This is a genomic window from Verrucomicrobiota bacterium, assembly GCA_016200005.1.
Classification (GTDB): Bacteria; Verrucomicrobiota; Verrucomicrobiia; order Limisphaerales; family PALSA-1396; genus PALSA-1396.
The window spans coordinates 1-18,921 of record JACQFP010000032.1; the positions used below are offsets into that span (position 1 = coordinate 1).

Sequence of the window (18,921 nt, forward strand, 5' to 3'; positions counted from 1 at the left end):
GCCGTCAAACGGCGGCCCAAACCCTACCCGTTGCTCAACCAACCCCGACGGCGGTTCGTGGAAATCTCCCACCGCAGCCGTTACTGGAAGGGACGCCCGCGCAATGATCGAGGGCTTAACTAAGGGCCATTCGGGACTGACACCTTTTCCTTTTCACCTTTTAGTCTTTCAAAAGGAGCCGCGACCTTTGATGCGATTGGTTCCGAGTCAATCTCAGCCTTCCAGCGGCGCTCAGTGAGGGTTTCGAGAGCGCGTGTTGCTAACGTCCGCAGCCGACAAACAACGGCCTAAGGTGACGTTCGTAAAGGTTCTCGGTCACGTTTCGGGCGATGGTCGGCTCGCATTCCTTCAACAGCTTCAAGTAATGGTCGCCCATTTTCGCCGCGATCTTGTAGCCCACGTGCAGCAATTGACGGAGATGCGGATTGAATGACGGAGATTTCGGATCGTGGCGCAGTGCGTTGGCAAATTGTTCCGAGTTCCAATCCCGCACAGTTTCCTTAGATGGCAGTTTCGTTAGATCGATTTCAATCACAGCCGCATACGGGGCACAGAGTTCCTCCACGTGAGCAAGGGCTTCGGCGTAAATCTCCTTCGCCTGCGCCAGACCATCACCGCCGGCTTCGGCCAGACCGATCACTTCTTCCAACCAAGTCGTGCCGGCGGTCTTGAGGTGCAAACCCACGTCGAAACGAGCCAACGCTTTCCGAATCGGTGCGTAAATCGAAAATTTATCACTGCCCGAATGGACGCTCAACTTAAGGTTGACTGGCAATCGGTAATTCTCAACGGCGAATGCAATGACGGCCAGGTCGGCGTTGAATTCCTTTTCGAACTGCGCCAGGTCGCCGACATAATCCACACCCTTGTTGAATCGCCCGGTGAATTTCGGCGCGATGGTCTGGATGGCAATCCGCTCGTCAGCAATGGCGGCGAGAATTCCCAATAACTCCGGCGGCGTCTGCGGACTGTCGGTCTCATCCATGGACACTTCCGCGATGAAATTCGGCCCTTTGGCTTTTTCGATGTGGCGGTAGATACGACCCGCCTCTTGAACGGCGAAGAGGTATTTGCCGGCGATGCGTTCGATGTCGGCGCGCGAAATCTCCATCGGTTCGCTGAGGTTCGGGATAGCAATTTGCCCGACCAGATCGACATGGCGACTGACAAATAACTTCAGCGCGGACGCTTCAACCGGACGGCCAATGTAGTCGGCCACGTCAATCGTGAAAAAGTCCGAGTGCGGGATGAACCGATCCACCGTTTCGAGTCGAATGTGGTCGGCGTCCACGTGATAAGACTTGTTCCAGTTTAGTTCGCGCACCGCGGCGTCCGCCGCCACACGTACACTTGACGGTTCTGAACCGACGATCAGGTGCTCGCGGTTCGACTTGTTCCAGACTGGAATGACGTCGACGCCGTGATCCGCTATTCCGAGGCACGCGCGCAATTGTGCCTTGGCCTGATGCGCGAATCGGTCGCCGACGCCTAGTGAGTATTTTCCCAGGGTGAGCATTGTAGTTGTCCAAATTGTCTGTGTTGCGTTGACAATAAGAACGGTCCGAATGTGTGACCAGAACTTTTAGGGCATTTGTGGTTTGTCTTCATTTGACCGAAATGCTCTCCGGCTGGTAAGCATGTTGAACGAATGCACTCGGCCATCACGATCTCGCTCGTCCCGGAAGCTCGCGGCGGGCCGTTCGCTTTCTCGGATGACCTGTCCGCCGCGTGCGCAAAGGCTGCGTCGCTCGGATTTGACGCGGTGGAAATCTTTCCACGTTCGGCTTCAGAACTGGATGTCCTGCAACTGAAGCATTTGCTCGGGCAGCATGACCTCAAACTTGCCGCCATGGGCACGGGTGCCGGCTGGCTGGTCCAGAAGTTGCGCCTTACCGATCCCGACGCAGCGACACGGCAACGCGCTCGGGAATTCATCGGCACCATCATTGATCTGGCCGGCAGCTTTGGGTCGCCTGCCATCGTGGGATCGATGCAAGGCTGCTGGGAAGGGAACGTTTCGCGCGACCAGGCCCTTGGCTGGTTAGCCGAAGCGCTTGAAGAACTTGCGCCCCAAGCTCAACGTCATGGCGTGCCATTGCTGTTTGAACCGCTCAACCGTTACGAAACCAATGTGCTCAACAAGGTCGAAGATTCGCTGGAGTTTCTGGAAAAACTCCGCACGCAAAACGTCATGCTGCTCTGCGACTTGTTCCACATGAACATTGAAGAAGCCAACGTCGCCGACGCGCTCAGGCGTGCAGGGCCGCGACTCGGCCACGTCCATTTCGCCGACAGCAACCGCCACGCGGTTGGCTTCGGTCACACCGACGTTGCAGCGGTGGCTCAGGCTTTGCATGACATCCAGTACACAGGCTACCTCTCGGCGGAAATTCTGCCACTGCCGGACAGCGACACCGCAGCGAGACAGACAATCGCCAGCTTTCAAAAATGGTTTCCTAAATCCTGATATGCTAAAACATCAACTCATCCACCCAAAAATAAACGAAGTGCTGGGTCGCGCCGGCCATCACTCGAAAATTCTGATTGCCGACGGCAACTATCCCGCATCCACCAAACGCGGGCCGAAAGCAGAATTGGTTTGCCTGAACCTCTCGCCCGGCACCGTAACGGTGGCTCAGGTTTTGCGGGCCGTGTTGAGTGCGATTCCCGTGGACCACGTCAACACGATGGGCATTCCGCCCGATGATCCGTACGCAAAGAAGGGCGAGCCGCCAGTATGGACTGAGTTTCGAACCATTCTTATCCAATATGGGATGAAGTTAGACGTTCTCCAGCCGATTCCGAAATGGGATTTCTACGCGGCGGTCGAGTCGCCCGATCATGCGCTGACGATTCAAACAGGAGACGAAGCTCTGTGGGCGAATGTGCTGTTAACGATCGGTTGTCGAACGGAGTGACATCGGATGCGAACGCGCTTATTTGGCAAGACTGGTCTCCCGCTTCCGATCCTCGGCTTTGGCGCGAGTTCGATTGGTCAGGAGTTTCGCAGGGTTGATCTTGATGATGCGCTCCGCAGTGTTCGTGTCGCGCTCGATTGCGGACTCAACTTCATTGATACCTCACCGTTCTATGGCCGGGGAATGAGTGAAGTGCTGCTGGGCATCGCGCTGCGCGGCGTTCCGCGGGACCGCTACACACTCTGCACCAAGCTGGGGCGTTACGATCTTACGCACTTTGACTTTTCAGCCAGGCGCGTCGCCGAAAGCGTGGATGTGTCCCTGCACCGCCTTGGCACCGATCATCTCGACATTGTGCTCTGTCATGACATTGAGTTTGTGGAAATGCAGCAGATTGTTGATGAGACGATTCCTGCGCTGCGCAAGGCGCAGCAACAGGGTAAGGTGCGTTTCGTCGGCTTCAGCGGTTATCCGCAAAAGATTTTCCGCTGCATTTGCGACCAGACGAACGTGGATTGCGTGCTGAGTTACAATCAATACACGCTTCAAAACACACGCTTCGCCGACGAGACGATTCCCTATCTCAAGGCCAAAGACATCGGCACCCTGAACGCCGGCCCGTTCAGCGCGCGACTCCTGACCAATGCGCCGCTGCCATTCTGGTTGAAAGAACCTGAAAACGTGAAAGCCGCCGCCCGCAAGGCCGCCGAACATTGCGCGAAGAAGGGAGTCGATATCGCCAAACTCGCACTCCAATTCTCGATTGCCAACCCCGACATTACGACGACGATTGCCGGCAGCGCGAACCCAGAGAACATCAAGAAATGGGCAAAGTGGATTGAAGAGCCGATTGATCAACAATTGCTCGCCGAAGTGGTTGAAATTTTCAAACCCTTAAGAAACCTTGGGCACAAGGAAGGTTTGGAGAAGAACAACTGAGCGTGCACTGGAAGGCTGACCGCTTGACAAGATGAATTACTCGCTTTCAAACGATGGCTTTGAAATTGTGGAGAACGTTCTCACGTCTGTGCAACTCGAATCATTGCGGGACGCGATGGCCAGACTGCCCCAGCGATATCGCGGCGGCGCGAGAAACCTCCTGAGCGAATCGCCTGTCGTGGCAGAGTTGGTAGTAACTGGATCAATCAAGGCGCTTGCTGACTCTGCGCTAGGCTCAGCCGCATTTCCTGTGCGCGGTTTGTTCTTCGACAAGACGCCAGACTCAAACTGGAGAGTTCCCTGGCACCAAGACACGACCATCGCGGTTGCCGAACGCATCGAGACACCCGGTTTCTCCGGTTGGTCAATCAAGGACGGCGTCCATCATGTGCATCCGCCAGCGCGAATTCTAGAGCGGATGGTCGCACTCAGAGTTCAGATTGACGACTGCGACCCCGACAGTGGCCCGTTGCGGGTCCTCCCCGGCTCGCATCGTCATGGCAAACTGGAGTCGGACGAAATCGAGCGCTGGAAGCAGATGGTGGCTGAAGTTGGTTGCCACGTGAATTCTGGCGGCGTTCTCTTAATGCGGCCGCTGCTGCTGCATGCATCATCTCTCGCTCGATCGCCCTCACATCGCCGAGTGATACACATTGAATATGCTTGCGAAGCATTAACGGAAGGACTTCGTTGGCACGTGCAAAGCACCCAACTAACTTTTGCCTCCTGATCTCACAATCCTGCTTCAACATGAAAGCCATCCAGCTTGAGCAGCCTCAATTGTTTCGCCGGATCAATATTGCTGAGCCGTCTGCGCCCGGCGCGGGCGAAGCACTGGCGCGTGTCCATCGCATCGGAATCTGCGGCACGGATTACGGTGGTTACCTCGGCAAGATGCCGTTCTTTTCCTACCCGCGCATTCCCGGTCACGAACTCGGCGTCGAGGTGCTCGACCTTGGCGCGGGTGTGACGAATGTGAAGGTGGGCGACCGTTGCTCGGTGGAACCGTACATGAACTGCCAGCAGTGTTATTCCTGTCGGCAAGGTCATGGCAACTGCTGCGAAAACCTCAAAGTCCTTGGTGTGATGATGGATGGGGGCATGACCGAGCGCATGGTTCTCCCGGCGCGCAAATTGCATCCGGCGAACAAACTCACTTCCGAACAGTGCGCACTGGTTGAAACGCTTGCCATTGGCTGCCACGCTGTCAATAGGGCAAATCCGCAAGCGGGCGATAATATTCTCGTCATTGGCGCCGGACCAATCGGCCTTTCAGTAATCGAGTTCGCCAAGCTCAGTGGCGCGAAAACCATCGTCATGGACATGAATGATCGGCGCCTCGCCTTTGTCCGCGAACGCATGGGCGTGCCCGACACCGTTCTCACCAAGGGTGACGGTGACGAGTTGAAACAGCTTGGCGACCTGACCAACAGCCAGCTTGCCGACGTGGTGGTCGATGCGACCGGCAGCCACACGTCAATGGGACACGCTTTGAATTACTGCGCGTTTGGAGGACGGCTGGTCTATGTGGGCATCACGCAACTGGAAGTTACGTTTCCTCACGCGCCGGTGATGCATCGTCGCGAGCTGACGTTACTTGCCAGCCGCAACGCCCTTGCGCCCGATTTCACGCGCATCATCAAGCTGATCGAGGATGGGCGAATCGACACGCGTCCATGGATTACACACCGCGCCGCTTTCGACCGCATGATTGATGAATTCCCGAACTGGCTGAAGCCGGAGACGGGTGTGATCAAGGCGATGGTCGCCGTGGACTGAAACTGTCCAGAAAATGAAGATCGATGCACACCAACATTTCTGGCACTACGACGCACAACAATATCCTTGGATTCCAAAAAGGTCACCGCTTCATCACGACTGGCTACCCGATGACCTCGCGCCATTGCTGGCGAAGGCCGGCCTCGATGGTTGCATCGCCGTGCAGGCGCGGCAGAGGATCGAGGAATCTCGCTGGCTGCTCACTCTTGCCGACAGATCGCCCATCATCAAAGGCGTCGTCGGCTGGGTCGATTTGCAATCCGATACCGTTGAGCGGGAACTCGCGGAACTTTGCCGAAACCCCAGGTTCGTGGGCGTGCGCCACGTCGTACAGGACGAGCCGGACGCGGATTTCATGTTGCGTCCGAATTTCCTCCTGGGCATCGCCAAGCTCAAAGCGTTCAACCTCAGCTACGACATCCTCATCTTTCCCAGCCAACTTCCCGCCGCGATTGAACTGGTGAAGCGCTTCCCCGAACAGCCGTTCGTGCTCGATCACATTGCCAAGCCGCTCATCAAAACCGGCACGCTGTCGCCTTGGCAGGAGCAGATTCGTGAACTGGCGAAAGCCCCGAACGTGATGTGCAAAGTTTCCGGCATGGTCACCGAAGCGGACCATGGGAAGTGGCGGCTGGACGATTTCAAACCCTATCTCGACGTGGTGTTTTCGGTGTTCGGCGAAGATCGGTTGATGTTCGGTTCAGACTGGCCGGTCTGTCTGCTGTCGGGCAGTTACGAGCGGGTGTTCGATCTTGTGGCGGATTACACGCGACAGTTGACCGCCGCGGCACGCAACAAGTTTTTTGGCGGGAACGCGGTGAGCTTTTATCGAATCCAGGACGCTGGGAGCAACGCTGCCTTGTCCTGATCGCGGGCCGGCCAGCAGAATTTCCACGTTGGTTGTCTAAACTTTTTCCCACGTGAAAGAGCGGATGCTGTGTCGCCGATTTCCCAATCGGCAACGCACTGAAACTTTGGCGCCCCTTGAGCCTTTCAAGATCTGCGGATTTGGAAATCCGCGACACAGCCGACTTGGAAGTCGGCGCTACGGCGGCACTGCCCGGATGCGCCTCGCGGGATGTTGCGCTCTCGTCAATATTGATTAACTTCTGAACGGTTCGGCGTCAGATAGGTCGAATCAACGGAAGGGGAAAATATGATTGCCACACAAATACGACAGAAGGACGCGGTCTTTTATTTTGTTTCGTATCCGTCGGAAGACCTGCTGAAGAAGGTGCGGTTCATCAGCCGCTTTTACGACGAGGGTGAATCGATCAAACCCGATGAGGTCGAGGCGGAGGATGATGTTGGCCAGTTCATTGCCCGCATCGAGCGGAGTGACAAGGCGTTTCAACGCGCGCTCGGCAAACCGAAAATCAAAGCCATTCGCAATTTCTACGAGACCGCCGTCACGCAACCGCCCATTCCGGGCACCGTGTTGTTGTTCACGCCGCAGAAGCTGCGCTTTCAAACGCTTGGCGACGCAGACGGCATCGGCCATTTGCAGGAGCCGGAGGAGAAGTTTTTGATCATCGACGGGCAACATCGGCTGGCGGCGCTGCAATTCTACGAGCGCACGCATCCGGACGACGCCCGAAACATCAGCGTGCCGTGCGTGATTTTCGACGGGCGCAGCGAGGATTTCGCCACCGAGATGTTCGTGATCATCAACTCAACGCCGACGCGCATCAATAAGAGTCATCTGGTGGATTTGTATGAACGCGTGTCATGGGCGGCGCCCGACCTGCGATTCGCAGCGCGGATCGCGGAGATGCTCTACAGCGAAGGAGACAGCCCGTTGCGTTACCGGATCAACCGCCTCGGCGGACGCAGCAAGCAGGAGAAATGGATTTTGCAGGCGGAGTTGTTCAATGAGATTCACCGTTGGGTGAAGCAACGGTGGGCAAAAATTGAACGCGAAGGCGCGGACAAACGCGGCGCCGAACGGTACTACGCCATGGTCCGGGATTTCCTGAAAGCCGCCTCCCAAGTCTGGAGCGACGCCTGGGGCAACGACAATTACATGGTCACGAAGCCGGTCACGCTCAAAGCGATGCTTCGCGTGTGCGCGGACCTGGCGTCACAAGACGCCGAGCCGGCGGACGGAAGAATCGAGCGTTGGCGGAATCAACTGTCGCCTTGGAGCGAGCGTGCGCGGGATTTCCGGAACGAGGGTTTCTACGAGCGCTTTCCGGCCAAGGGACAGATCGAGCGCGTGGCGAAGGTGCATCGAGAGTTGGGACGCGTGGCCGGGATTCAGGCGCGGGCGAGTGAGAAGCGGCAAGCCGCGTGAAACAGGAGGGACGCCGTGCTCAGTGTGCGTGAGATTTGCCGCCGCAATTCAATTTCGAGCTTGCACTTTCGTCTCCACAGGGTCAGGAGTACCGTTATCGCCATCAAATTATGAATAACCAAGTTCTGTTTCAAAACCGTCGCCGATTCCTCCACAGCCTGAGTTTCGGGGCTGCGCTGTTCACTGTCCCCGGGCTTTTCGCCGAGGAACTCGTGCGCACGCCGCGTCAGACGGAAGGCCCGTTTTATCCGGATCATTTGCCGCTGGACACCGACAACGATCTCATAATCGTGAACGACGGAACCTCTCCGGCCGTCGGCGAAATCACGCACCTCAGCGGGCGCATTCTCGACGCGCGCGTCGAACCGATCCGCAACATGCTCGTCGAGATCTGGCAGGTCGATGGCCACGGAGTTTATCTGCACAGCGGCAGCGCCAGCCACGGCAATCGCGACCAAAACTTTCAGGGGTTTGGCCGCTTCCTCACCGGATCGAGCGGCGAATATTATTTTCGCACGATCAAACCGGTGAAATATCCCGGCCGCACGCCGCACATTCACTTTGCCCTTAATCGGAAGGGCATGGCAAAGTGGACGACGCAGTGCTACGTCAAAGGCGAGCCGAAAAATGAGCGCGACGGAATCTATCGCGACATCAAAGATCCGAAAGCCCGCGATGCAGTGACGATCGATTTCGCTCCTATCAAGAATTCACGCGTCGGCGAACTGGCTGCGAAGTTTGACATCGTGATGGGTTTGACGCCGGAAGCGTAAGTTTAATATTAGGCGTATGAGTTTGCTGTGGAAATGGTTGTTTGCCGGAGTAGCGCTGGTCGTAGTCGCTGTCGGTACGCTTGTTTTTAGTGTGGATCGTTATCACCGCAGCGGACCACCAGCGCAGGAGCGTCAAGCACGAGACATCACAGTTCAGCCGTTGCTTCAGTCGCACGCGACACGCGAGCAGGTTATTCAGGCGCTTGGTTTGGAGTTTGTCGATTATTCTGTCGGCAGTACGAACCGCCAGTGGTTGGAGCGGGCATTTTCGGATGAGCGAGTGCGTCAGGGTGCAGACCATTATCCCGGAGTGCTATTCCACACGACAGCGTTGACCATGACCTGGTTGTTTTTCGATGCGGAAGGCCGATTACAGGATTATTATCTCTGCGAACAATGAACGAAAGGAAACGACATGAAACGATCGCTTACACTCTTCGTCGCTGCCATGCTGGCGGCGGTAACGGTTCAAGCCCAAGATTGGGCCAAGGCAAAACTCGCCAAATCCTCACGCCATCAGGAATGGGTCAATGTCAAACACGGCAGCCGGGAAGTGAATTCCTTCATCGTCTATCCCGAAGTGAAGGACAAGGCCACGGCCGTGGTTGTCATCCACGAAATCTTTGGCCTGAGTGACTGGGCGCGATGCGTGACGGACGAATTGGCGGAGGCGGGATATATCGCCATCGCGCCCGACCTGCTTTCGGGCAGCGCGTCGGGTGGCGGTGGCACGGCGGAATTGATCAAGAGCGGCGCGGAAGTCGGCCAGGCGATCCGCAAACTTCCGCCGGATCAAATCACCGCCGACCTGAACGCCGTTGTTGAATACGTTTCCAAACTGCCCGCGTGCAATGGCAAGGTGGCGGTCGCCGGTTTTTGCTGGGGCGGTGGTCAGACGTTCCGGTTCGCCACGAATAACAAAGACGTCAAGGCGGCTTTTCCATTTTATGGCACCGGCCCGGACAAGGAGGAAGATATCGCGCGCATCAAAGCGCCAGTCTATGGCTTTTACGCCGGGAACGATGCGCGTGTGAACGCGACCATTCCGACATCCACCGAGCTGATGAAGAAAGCCGGCAAGACCTATGAACCGGTGACCTACGACGGCGCCGGGCACGGCTTCATGCGCGCCGGCGAAGCTCCCGATGCCAACGAGGCGAACAAGAAAGCGCGCGACGAGGCATGGAAACGCTGGAAGGAACTTTTGAAGAAGATCTGACATGAACATTGTAGCAGCCGAAGTAACGAGGCTCTGATCGAGTTCGAATTTCTCAGATTGAGCCTCCTAACGTCGGCTGCTACATTTCGGGGTGGAAAATGCCAAACGTCACGGAACTGTACGTCAACGGAACGAAGCGGCAGATCAATGTCGATCCCGACCGCACGCTGCTCAGCGTGTTACGCGACGACCTCGATCTCACCGGTGCCAAGTACGGCTGCGGCGAAGGTGAGTGCGGCGCCTGCACGGTGTTGGTTGACGGCGCGCCCACGCGTTCCTGCCAGAAGAAAGTTGGCAGCGTCGGCGCAAAAAAAATCGTCACGATCGAAAGTCTGGAGCAGAACGGCAAGCTCCACCCGTTGCAGCAAAGTTTCTTGGAAGTCGGTGCGTTGCAGTGTGGTTATTGCACCCCGGGCATGATCATGTCCGCGCTCGCCTTGCTGAACAAGAATCGAAATCCCGGCGAAGCGGACATCGTTCGCGCGATGGACGGCAACATCTGCCGCTGCGGGACGTGTGGCCGGATTGTCGCCGCCATCAGCCAAGCGGCGAAACAAATGCGGGAGGCCAAATGAGCCGCTTCGACGACATCTTTACCGAACCCGAGCGCTACGAATTTCATGAAGCGCCGATGTACCGGTTTAAACTGGCGCGACGGAACTTTTTCCAATTGCTCGGCGGCGGCGTGCTGGTCGTTTGCCTCGTCAAGGAAGCCATCGCGCAGGAATCCGGCCGCAGTGGACGGCGGCGCGGTGGCGGGCAGCGTCCGCAGGACATCGGCGCCTGGCTGCACATTGCCGAGGACGGCATGATCACGGTGTTCACCGGCAAGGCCGAAGTCGGACAAAACATCCGCACCTCACTCACGCAAGCCGTCGCCGAGGAATTACAAGCACCAGTCTCCTCCATCCGGCTGGTGATGGCCGATACGCAATTGACGCCGTTCGACTCCGGCACCGCCGGCAGCCGCACAACTCCGGACATGGCGTCGCAACTTCATCGCGTCGCGGCGGCCGCGCGGGAATTGCTTCTCGATCTCGCGGCGGAACAACAGAAAGTTGATCGCACCGCGCTGGTGGTGGCGGACGGAAAGATTACGGAGCCAAAGACCGGCGCGGCGTTCAGCTTTGGTCAGCTTACCAAAGGCAAGAAGCTGATGAAGACTGTGGGCGACAACCCGGCGACCACTCCTGCCAACCAGTGGAAAATCGCCGGAACGTCCGTTCAAAAAGTTGACGGCGCAGACTTCGTCACCGGAAAACACAGATATAGTTCCGACGTGACATTGCCCGGCCTGCTCCACGGCCGCGTGCTGCGCCCGGCAGCTTTTGGCGCCAAGCTGGCTTCGATTGATTCCAAAGAAGCCGAAACCATTTCCGGCGTCACGGTGGTCCACGACGGTGATTTCGTTGGCGTCGTTGCGCCGGACACGTTGACCGCCGACCGCGCATTGCGGAAAATCCGTGCGGAGTGGAAGGCGGAGCCGCAAATTTCCAACGCGGAACTGTTCGATCACTTGAAAAAAACCGCGCGGAACGCGCCCGCGACGGATTCTACCGCCCGACCTGAAGAAACGAAGGATGGCGAACACAGACTCAAGCAAACCTATACCATCGCTTACATCGCCCACACGCCGCTTGAACCGCGCGCAGCCGTGGCCGAATGGAAAGACGACAAGCTGACGGTATGGACGGGCACGCAGCGTCCGTTCGGTGTTCGCGGCGAACTTGCGCAAGCGTTTCGCATTCCCGAAGAACAGGTTCGCGTCATCGTGCCTGACACCGGCGCCGGCTACGGCGGCAAACACACCGGCGAGGCAGCGGTCGAAGCGGCGCGGCTGGCCAAGGCTGCCGGCAAACCCGTGAAGATGGTCTGGACGCGCGAGGAAGAATTTACGTGGGCTTACTTTCGCCCCGCCGGTGTGATCGACGTTTCCAGCGCCGTAACGAACGACGGTAAACTCACCGCGTGGGAATTTCACAATTACAACTCCGGCGGCTCGGCGATCCGAGCGCTTTACGATGTTCCGAATCAGAAGAGTGAGTTCCACGGCGCCCAATCTCCATTGCGCCAAGGCTCCTATCGCTCGCTGGCGGCGGCAGCGAACCATTTTGCCCGCGAATCACACATGGACGAATTGGCCCATGCCGTCAAAATCGATCCGCTGGAATTTCGGCTCAAGAACCTCAAGGACGAACGGCTGCGCGCGGTGTTGCGAACGGCAGCAGAACAATTCGGCTGGGGAAAGGCGAAGCCGTCGGCAAATCGCGGCTTCGGCGTCGCCGCCGGAAACGACAAAGGCAGCTACGTGGCGACGTGCGCCGAAGTGGCGGTGGACGGCAAGAGCGGCAGGATTTCCGTTGTGCGGGTCGCGCAGGCTTTCGAGTGCGGCGCCGTGGTGAATCCCGATCATCTCAAGAACCAGAACGAAGGCGCGATTGTGATGGGCATCGGCGGAGCGTTGTTCGAAGCCATTCACTTTGAGAAGGGCAAAATCCTCAATGCACATTTCTCGGAATACCGGTTGCCGCGTTTCAGCGACGCACCGAAAATCGAAATCGTGCTCGTGAACCGCAAGGATTTGCCATCCACCGGCGCTGGCGAAACGCCGATCGTTGGAATTGCGCCGGCCATCGGCAACGCCATCTTTGCTGCCACGGGTGTTCGGCTGCGTTCACTGCCGATGGTGCCGGATGGATTGAAAGTTTAGAGCGGTTACCACAATAAACTTTCGGATAGAAACACACAGACCCCTCACCCGGTCTTCGACCACCCTCTCCCGATCGGATGGGGAGAGGGATGGGGTGAGGGGCAATTCGGAAACTAATACTGGCAGACAGTATAGAACAAGGGTCGCGCTACCCGATTATTCGTTCCGCAAAGCGTCCAGCAAACTTCCGCGCAACGCAAAGCGAGTTGCCAGCCAAGTCCAGATCATTCCATTGACCAGCACAGCCGCGAGCGTCAACGCCAGTGAGAGATAAGGAATTCCCGATGCTGGCGAAAGCAGCGCGGGCAACACAGCCACTACCGCAGCGACCACTCCCACCCCAAGCCCCAGCCACAACAGCGCGGCGTGTTCGCTCAAGACCAGCCACCGGAGCAGCCGTCCGCGAAAACCGACCGCCAACAGCAACGCCAGTTCGCCGCGCCGTTCCAGCACGTTTCGCAGCACGACGATGCCAAGACCCGCGCTGCCGAGCAAAAGCCCCAGCCCGCCCAGAATCTGAAAAGTGTTGAGATAAGTGTTTTGCACTGCGTTGAAGGCCGCGAGCTTTTGCGCCGCGGGTTGCAGTTCCAGCCCGACGTCTTCCAGCGCGCGCGAAAGCGTGGCGGAAATTTCTGTGACTTTGTTGGTCGGCGCATCGATCAGAAACGTCCGATAACCGCTCTCGTTCGGGAAACGCTTCACGAACTCCGCTTCGTCGATGATCAGACTGCCATGCAGAACCGAATTCGCCACCGCGCCAACGATGCGCACTTTGAAAGGTTGTCCGCGCTCGTCAACGTAATCAATCGTATCGCCAACGCTTTTGCCCATCGCCCACTGGATTGAGTTCGCGTCGCCAAGGGCGGGGATCTCAATTCCGGATTTCGGATTTCGGATTTCGGATTTCAGCAACGTCCACTCCGTCCCTTTTGCAAACGTGAACCTTCCTTCGAGCATCTCAGGCTTCACGCCGAGCAGCCTCGGCCTCTGCGCACGATTCAGATTGAGGCAGCTCGCTTCGTCGCCTTCGTGGACCCGGAACGGCACAAAACTTACACCGGCAATAGCACCTTCGTTTAGCGCGAACGAGTCCCGGCCGGCTTTGCTGTTCAAGTCTTGCACCACTGGCATCGTCGTTTCGCCGATGAGCGCAAAGCCGCCGGTGCCGGAGGAGCGTTTCGTCGCGTCGAGGTTTGCATCCAGCCGGAACACTCCAATGGCGGCGATCATGAATGCTCCGCAACCGACCATGGCCACAATGGCGAGACTGCGTTTTCGTCTCCGCGCGCACCCGCGTAATCCCAGCGAACCGATGGTTAGTCGTCGCGTGTTTTGCGACCGCAAGAGCCGTGACAGGAGCGTGGCTGTCAGGGCGATTCCCGCCACGAGCAGCAACGATCCCGCGCCAAAGAACGCGCCAGCATTGGCGGTCTCACCTTTTGCGACCGTCCAACCGACCAGACCCACCGCCGCGACGAGCGCCAGCCAGGCGAACGTCGCGGGCTGAATTGCGCGGCCAGTGGACCGAATCACAGCGGCATCCTCCACATTCGCCCCTGACAACAGTTGAATCGCCGGTCGGCGAACAAATTTCCGCATCGCCAGCCAGATTGTCACCGTGCTCACGACGACGCTGGCGAGCAACCCGACGAGCAGCGTTTGTGGTGTTGCGTGAAAACTGAGCGCGGATGTTCCGACTGCGTCGCGCCAGATGGTCGTCAGGCCGCGCAGCATCGCCCGCGAATAAACGATGCCGCCACACGCGCCCAGCACGCCACCCAACAAGGCCAATGCCACGCCTTCACGAAGCAAAAGACGGCGAACCTGCTTTGGCGTGAATCCCAACGCCAGCAGCGTGCCGATCTCCGGCGCGCGTTGTTCGAGCGCCAGGGAGAACAACAACGCCATCAACAACAGTGCCGCGACAATCAGAAAAAAGCTGAAGCCGAGGAAGAGCTGACCGAAATCCTGCGATTGTTCGGCGGCCTTGAGCGCTTGTGCACGCACCGGTTCAAAGCGCAGACCGAGTTCCTCCGGTTTAAGAGTCGCGAGGATTTTCTTCTCAATGGCGGTTCGGAAAATTTCGACGGAGTTCCCCTCACCCTGACCCTCTCCCCGTCCGACGGGGAGAGGGGAGAGCCGTTGTCCATCTATTGATTTTCTTGAAGCTGTCGAGCTGGCGTTAGTCTTCGTTTCGCTCTGCAACTGAGCACGATTCTCCCTCTCCCCATCCGATGGGGAGAGGGTCAGGGTGAGGGCGGACGTCGCATTAGTCGGAACCGAAAATCGAATGGCTGTGAGATTGCCAAAACGATTGCCCCACATTTTTTGTCCGGCAGCGAGCGTGACAAACGCCTTTGGCGTGCCGCGATATTGTTTCCAATAGTCCTCGTCCCTGGGGCGAATCTTGTGCACAAGCGGAAAGCCCGCGTCCCAATCGTGCGTGCTCTCCGCTTTTTCGATGCCGGGAAAGTCCGGCATCAACGTGCGGTCAGCCCACGGCCTTTCCATGGGCGCGGCCGACCGAACACGAAATCGGTTCGTTGCTTCGATCAACCTGGCGCCGGACTCAGGTTCAAAATAAGTCAATTCGAGTGAATCCCCTGCCTTCACCTGCAAATCCTTCGCCAGCCATTGGCTGACGATGATTTCGTCGTCGCGCAAATCCGGCGGCGTCCAAGGTGGTCCGGCCGCAGTCACCATTGAGTAAGGCGTAGAGTTCGTGCCGGCGCGTAACTGATTGACCAGATACGTGAGAATCGGCTGCGCGTTGGTGTCGGCCATCAAACCCGCGCGCACTACCGGCGGATCGAGAAAGATACGGCGGGACTTTAGGTCGACGGCGTCGCCGCTTTTCGAAAAGCCCAATTCCAACTCGGCATCGGCGAGTTGAAACCAGGAGACAAAGTCTCTTTTGATCAGTTCGTAGGCGGTTTCGTCATCCATCCAGACTTGTTTGGAATCACTTTCCCAGATCTTCCAGTTTCCGGTGACCATCTCCACGTCGTTTAAGTAGGAGCGTGGCAGTACGTGTTGCAGCACATTTCTAAACGGCTGGGTGCTGGTAAACTGCCGCGGCACGAGCAAAACGTTCACGCGCCCGGTAAGACCGGTCGCATCTTGAAGATCGGGCAAACTGACGAAAGCATTGAGCGGTGGTTCAGAGGACGCCCGCAAACTGAAATCGCCGAATTGCTGAGGTGAAAGAATTCCCATCACCCGCAGACGGAGCGCGGTTGCATTGGCAGAGCGTGGAGTGAGGGGCGCGTCAAGGGAAAGCATTGAGGGCTTGCGCACACGAAGAACCAGTTCATCCCCCACTTGGGCGCGCAACTGATTCGCCAACGCACCATTCAGATAAAGCTGGCCCGGCATTATCACGATGGATGAAGGTTTCGGAGCCAGGCCAAAAAAACCGTAGTTGGTATATCCGGTCATTCGGCCCGCGCGCGGAAATCTGACTCCCATCACCTGAATACGGTTGGCGCGGGCGGTGCCATCTTCTCTGGTAACTGTGCCGGGCAGCATCAACACCGTGCTTGGCCGGGTTCGTTGCAGAACTCGCTGCCCATTCGCATCAATCGCTTCAACGCCACCGCCAAATGAAAATCTGCGTTCCTGCGTGAAGAAGCGGTCACTCGGCGACATCGCCATGTCTACCCAGCCCAGCCTCGACATCGCCCGCTCACGCAAACTCTCCTTCACTGAATCACCAACCACCAGCGCGCCGATCAACACCGCGCTGCCCACCGCCGCACCGAGCAACACGCCGAGATGCGAACGGGCATGAAAGCGCAAGCTGCGGAAGATGAGCGTGCGAAGAGTCATGAGAGCAATTCCGAATTCCCGAAATCCGAAACTCGAAGCCCTGAATTCCACCGGTTCGGAACTCGGCCTTCGGGCTTCTTTCGGATTTCGGATTTCGAGCTTCGGATTTTCATCGCGTTTCTTCGACCAGCTTCCCGTCCTCCAAGCGCCGCACCCTTCCCATTCGCTGCGCCAAATCGAGCGCGTGAGTAACGACGACCAGCGTCACGTTTTCCTCGCGGTTGAGATCGAGCAGCAGTTCGGCGAGTTGTTGCGCCGAGGCGCGATCCAGCGCTCCGGTCGGTTCGTCGGCCAGCAGGAGTTGCGGTTGGTTGATCAAGGCGCGCACCACCGCGACGCGTTGCCGCTCGCCACCGGAGAGCTGACCCGGACGGTGGTTCACGCGCTCACCAAGACCGACGCGCCTGAGGAGGCGTTCGGCGCGGGCTTCAGAAGTTTCAGAAGTAGAGGGACTCCCCTCACTCTGCCCTCTCCCCATCGGATGGGGAGAGAGTGGCCGAAGGCCGGGTGAGGGGTTGGCCAGTGTCGGCACGAGAACATTTTCCAGCACGGTGCATTGCGGCAGGAGATGATGGGCCTGAAAAATAAAACCGATCTTTCGGTTGCGCACGGCGGCCAGTTGAAGTTCGTTCAACTGGTTGAGGTCCTGGCCATCGAGCGTCACATGTCCCGAAGTGGGCCGGTCGAGCGTGCCAATGATGTTCAGTAATGTGCTCTTGCCTGAACCCGACGGGCCGATGATAGCGAGCGATTCGCCCGCCGCCAGTTCCAGTGAGATCTCCTTGAGCACGACCAACGGCCCAGCGCCCGCAAGCGCATCGTAACTTTTCGTCACGTTGGAAAGTTTTAGAATTGCAGTTGATGGCATGTAATTGTTATTAGGGCGGAACCGCCGGCTAATGACAGCTTAATTTACGGTCACAACTCGAAGGATCAACTAGCGAACCGCGTTTGGATCGTGAATCCCGAGTTGAAAATCAGAGCCTCGTCACCTCGTCTCCTACGTTCCAGATGGCGCGTCGGCTTCCTTCCTTTTGCGCAGCACGGTGAGCGCGTTGAGGGCCGCCTCGCTTTCAGCGGCTTTCTTGCTTTTGCCTTTGCCGCGCGCCAGTTCCACACCGTCATGCAGCACCGTGCATTCAAAAATGCGGTCGTGATCCGGCCCGGTCGCCGACACGACCCGGTAGCTCGGCGATTCGGATGTACTGCTTTGCAACCACTCCTGAAGTTCGCCCTTGGGATTGTCGAGAATGGGGATGACGCCCAATTCGCCAAACGCATCGCGAAAATGATGCAGGATGAACTCGCGCGCTGCCTCAAAACCGCCATCCAAAAAAATCGCGCCGAGCAATGCCTCAAAGGTATCGGCCAACGCCGAGGGCCGCTCGCGCCCGCCGTGGAGTTCCTCGCCGTGGCTGAGTATCAAAAATTCGCCGAGACCGAGCAACCGGCCTTGCTCGGCGAGCGAACGGCGGTTGACCAGTTTAGCGCGCGCCTTGGTCAACGGCCCTTCGCCATAGGCCGGAAATTTTTCGTAAAGTTCACGCGTCAACACGAGTTGCAGGACGGCGTCGCCCAAGAATTCGAGCCGCTGATTGTGCTGCACGGGGATGCGTTGCTCGTGCGCCACCGAGGGATGCGTCAATGCCAGCCGCAACAATCCGGCATCGCGAAAAGCATATCCGAGCCGGGGTTGGAGGGCAGCGAGGTCAGACATGATTCAGCGGGGCAACATTCAACATTCAACATTCAACATCCAATGCTCCAGCCGCCGACCGGTCTTTGGCGGTTCGGAGTTGAATGTTGAATGTTGAATGTTTTCAGGATTTGGCGACAGATTCGGCATTGGTCTCGGCGGCAGCTTGAGCGGGAACAGGTTGACTTTCCAGCGCCGGCGTAGGCGGATTCAAACCATGTTCGAGCAATGCGGCGACATCGCATTGCACTTGCTCGAGTTGGTTCAGTTGCAAGTTGGGATCGGTGATGGTGAATACGTCGCCGGTTTTCGGCTGTTCGTAAATGAAGACGCGCTGGCCGTCGTGCACCAACTGCTCTTTGACCTTCAGAATGCGCTTTCGCTCCAGCATGACGGCGAGAATGTAGCCCGCCGGGATGTGACGCGGATCATTCAACTCGATCAATTTGCGCAGCAAAGTTTCCGCCGTCTCCTTCTTGATCGGGTCGGGGGTGGCGGACGGCGCTGCATAGACTCCCTGCCAATAGGAGACGAATCCTTTGCGGTCGCGCGCGCCTTCGCTGTATTGCTTCTGCCAGCAGGCTTGGCAGATGTCCGACCGCCGGAAGTCCTCTTTCTCGTCCACCAATAAAGTGTGAAAGACCTCCTGATCGGCGAACGGTTTGCCGCACGCTTCGCAGGCGTGGGCGCGGGATTGGATGTTCCAGTCGTTCATGAATCTTGCCAAAGCCGTTACAGTGTCTATTTTCAGAATTATTGTCGATAC

Annotated in this window: 17 protein-coding genes; 12 read left to right on the forward strand and 5 right to left on the reverse strand. The window is 57.7% G+C overall.

Annotated elements, in window-relative coordinates; genetic code table 11:
- Positions 1-259: 259 nt before the first annotated feature.
- Positions 260-1,516 (reverse strand): hypothetical protein, encoded by a 1,257-nt coding sequence (locus HY298_11870; protein MBI3850956.1) that lies wholly within the window; start codon positions 1,514-1,516, stop codon positions 260-262.
- Between the two features lie 132 nt (positions 1,517-1,648).
- Here HY298_11870 and HY298_11875 point away from each other — a divergent pair, with 132 nt between their 5' ends.
- The 12 genes from HY298_11875 to HY298_11930 all read left to right on the forward strand — a co-directional run bounded on the left by HY298_11875 (position 1,649) and on the right by HY298_11930 (position 12,631).
- Positions 1,649-2,467: a sugar phosphate isomerase/epimerase gene (locus HY298_11875; GenBank protein MBI3850957.1), complete on the forward strand. Its 819-nt coding sequence runs from the start codon at positions 1,649-1,651 to the stop codon at positions 2,465-2,467.
- A gap of 1 nt (position 2,468) precedes the next feature.
- Entirely contained in the window at positions 2,469-2,918 is a 450-nt protein-coding gene (locus tag HY298_11880; GenBank protein ID MBI3850958.1) for a transporter, read from the forward strand.
- 6 nt (positions 2,919-2,924) lie between these two features.
- On the forward strand, positions 2,925-3,857 hold the full coding sequence (locus HY298_11885; protein MBI3850959.1) for an aldo/keto reductase: 933 nt from the start codon (positions 2,925-2,927) through the stop codon (positions 3,855-3,857).
- Positions 3,858-3,888: 31 nt separating this feature from the next.
- Entirely contained in the window at positions 3,889-4,587 is a 699-nt protein-coding gene (locus tag HY298_11890) for a phytanoyl-CoA dioxygenase family protein (GenBank protein MBI3850960.1), read from the forward strand.
- A 20-nt stretch (positions 4,588-4,607) separates the two neighbouring features.
- Positions 4,608-5,636 (forward strand): zinc-binding alcohol dehydrogenase family protein, encoded by a 1,029-nt coding sequence (locus HY298_11895; protein MBI3850961.1) that lies wholly within the window; start codon positions 4,608-4,610, stop codon positions 5,634-5,636.
- 13 nt (positions 5,637-5,649) lie between these two features.
- Entirely contained in the window at positions 5,650-6,504 is an 855-nt protein-coding gene (locus HY298_11900; GenBank protein MBI3850962.1) for an amidohydrolase family protein, read from the forward strand.
- A gap of 288 nt (positions 6,505-6,792) precedes the next feature.
- Positions 6,793-7,929 (forward strand): DGQHR domain-containing protein, encoded by a 1,137-nt coding sequence (locus tag HY298_11905; GenBank protein ID MBI3850963.1) that lies wholly within the window; start codon positions 6,793-6,795, stop codon positions 7,927-7,929.
- Positions 7,930-8,039: 110 nt separating this feature from the next.
- Positions 8,040-8,702, forward strand: coding sequence for an intradiol ring-cleavage dioxygenase (locus tag HY298_11910; protein MBI3850964.1), 663 nt, complete (start codon positions 8,040-8,042; stop codon positions 8,700-8,702).
- 16 nt (positions 8,703-8,718) lie between these two features.
- Positions 8,719-9,102, forward strand: coding sequence for a hypothetical protein (locus tag HY298_11915; GenBank protein MBI3850965.1), 384 nt, complete (start codon positions 8,719-8,721; stop codon positions 9,100-9,102).
- A 15-nt stretch (positions 9,103-9,117) separates the two neighbouring features.
- Positions 9,118-9,921, forward strand: coding sequence for a dienelactone hydrolase family protein (locus HY298_11920; GenBank protein ID MBI3850966.1), 804 nt, complete (start codon positions 9,118-9,120; stop codon positions 9,919-9,921).
- A 98-nt stretch (positions 9,922-10,019) separates the two neighbouring features.
- On the forward strand, positions 10,020-10,496 hold the full coding sequence (locus HY298_11925) for a (2Fe-2S)-binding protein (protein MBI3850967.1): 477 nt from the start codon (positions 10,020-10,022) through the stop codon (positions 10,494-10,496).
- Positions 10,493-12,631, forward strand: a complete 2,139-nt coding sequence (locus tag HY298_11930; protein MBI3850968.1) for a xanthine dehydrogenase family protein molybdopterin-binding subunit — start codon at positions 10,493-10,495, stop codon at positions 12,629-12,631. Before HY298_11925 ends, HY298_11930 begins: the two co-directional genes overlap by 4 nt.
- A gap of 156 nt (positions 12,632-12,787) precedes the next feature.
- Here HY298_11930 and HY298_11935 read toward each other — a convergent pair whose 3' ends face one another.
- The 4 genes from HY298_11935 to HY298_11950 form a co-directional block, all read right to left on the reverse strand.
- A complete protein-coding gene (locus HY298_11935; GenBank protein MBI3850969.1) occupies positions 12,788-16,459 on the reverse strand; it encodes an FtsX-like permease family protein in 3,672 nt (1,223 codons plus the stop codon).
- Between the two features lie 109 nt (positions 16,460-16,568).
- The gene (locus HY298_11940; GenBank protein ID MBI3850970.1) at positions 16,569-17,327 is read right to left on the reverse strand and encodes an ABC transporter ATP-binding protein; all 759 of its coding nucleotides are present in this window, start codon (positions 17,325-17,327) and stop codon (positions 16,569-16,571) included.
- A gap of 132 nt (positions 17,328-17,459) precedes the next feature.
- Positions 17,460-18,176 carry a ribonuclease III gene (rnc, locus tag HY298_11945; protein MBI3850971.1) on the reverse strand — a complete coding sequence of 239 codons (717 nt, stop codon included), beginning with the start codon at positions 18,174-18,176 and terminating at the stop codon, positions 17,460-17,462.
- 103 nt (positions 18,177-18,279) lie between these two features.
- Positions 18,280-18,870 (reverse strand): hypothetical protein, encoded by a 591-nt coding sequence (locus tag HY298_11950; protein ID MBI3850972.1) that lies wholly within the window; start codon positions 18,868-18,870, stop codon positions 18,280-18,282.
- Between the last annotated feature and the right edge of the window lie 51 nt (positions 18,871-18,921).

Coding starts and splice junctions, on each gene's coding strand:
- HY298_11930 (MBI3850968.1), top strand. CDS start 10,493: ATGAGCCGCTTCGACGACATCTTTACCGAACCCGAGCGCTACGAATTT.
- HY298_11950 (MBI3850972.1), bottom strand. CDS start 18,870: ATGAACGACTGGAACATCCAATCCCGCGCCCACGCCTGCGAAGCGTGC.
- HY298_11875 (MBI3850957.1), top strand. CDS start 1,649: ATGCACTCGGCCATCACGATCTCGCTCGTCCCGGAAGCTCGCGGCGGG.
- HY298_11880 (MBI3850958.1), top strand. CDS start 2,469: ATGCTAAAACATCAACTCATCCACCCAAAAATAAACGAAGTGCTGGGT.
- HY298_11940 (MBI3850970.1), bottom strand. CDS start 17,327: ATGCCATCAACTGCAATTCTAAAACTTTCCAACGTGACGAAAAGTTAC.
- HY298_11885 (MBI3850959.1), top strand. CDS start 2,925: ATGCGAACGCGCTTATTTGGCAAGACTGGTCTCCCGCTTCCGATCCTC.
- HY298_11895 (MBI3850961.1), top strand. CDS start 4,608: ATGAAAGCCATCCAGCTTGAGCAGCCTCAATTGTTTCGCCGGATCAAT.
- HY298_11915 (MBI3850965.1), top strand. CDS start 8,719: ATGAGTTTGCTGTGGAAATGGTTGTTTGCCGGAGTAGCGCTGGTCGTA.
- HY298_11925 (MBI3850967.1), top strand. CDS start 10,020: ATGCCAAACGTCACGGAACTGTACGTCAACGGAACGAAGCGGCAGATC.
- HY298_11900 (MBI3850962.1), top strand. CDS start 5,650: ATGAAGATCGATGCACACCAACATTTCTGGCACTACGACGCACAACAA.
- rnc (MBI3850971.1), bottom strand. CDS start 18,176: ATGTCTGACCTCGCTGCCCTCCAACCCCGGCTCGGATATGCTTTTCGC.
- HY298_11910 (MBI3850964.1), top strand. CDS start 8,040: ATGAATAACCAAGTTCTGTTTCAAAACCGTCGCCGATTCCTCCACAGC.
- HY298_11890 (MBI3850960.1), top strand. CDS start 3,889: ATGAATTACTCGCTTTCAAACGATGGCTTTGAAATTGTGGAGAACGTT.
- HY298_11870 (MBI3850956.1), bottom strand. CDS start 1,516: ATGCTCACCCTGGGAAAATACTCACTAGGCGTCGGCGACCGATTCGCG.
- HY298_11920 (MBI3850966.1), top strand. CDS start 9,118: ATGAAACGATCGCTTACACTCTTCGTCGCTGCCATGCTGGCGGCGGTA.
- HY298_11905 (MBI3850963.1), top strand. CDS start 6,793: ATGATTGCCACACAAATACGACAGAAGGACGCGGTCTTTTATTTTGTT.
- HY298_11935 (MBI3850969.1), bottom strand. CDS start 16,459: ATGACTCTTCGCACGCTCATCTTCCGCAGCTTGCGCTTTCATGCCCGT.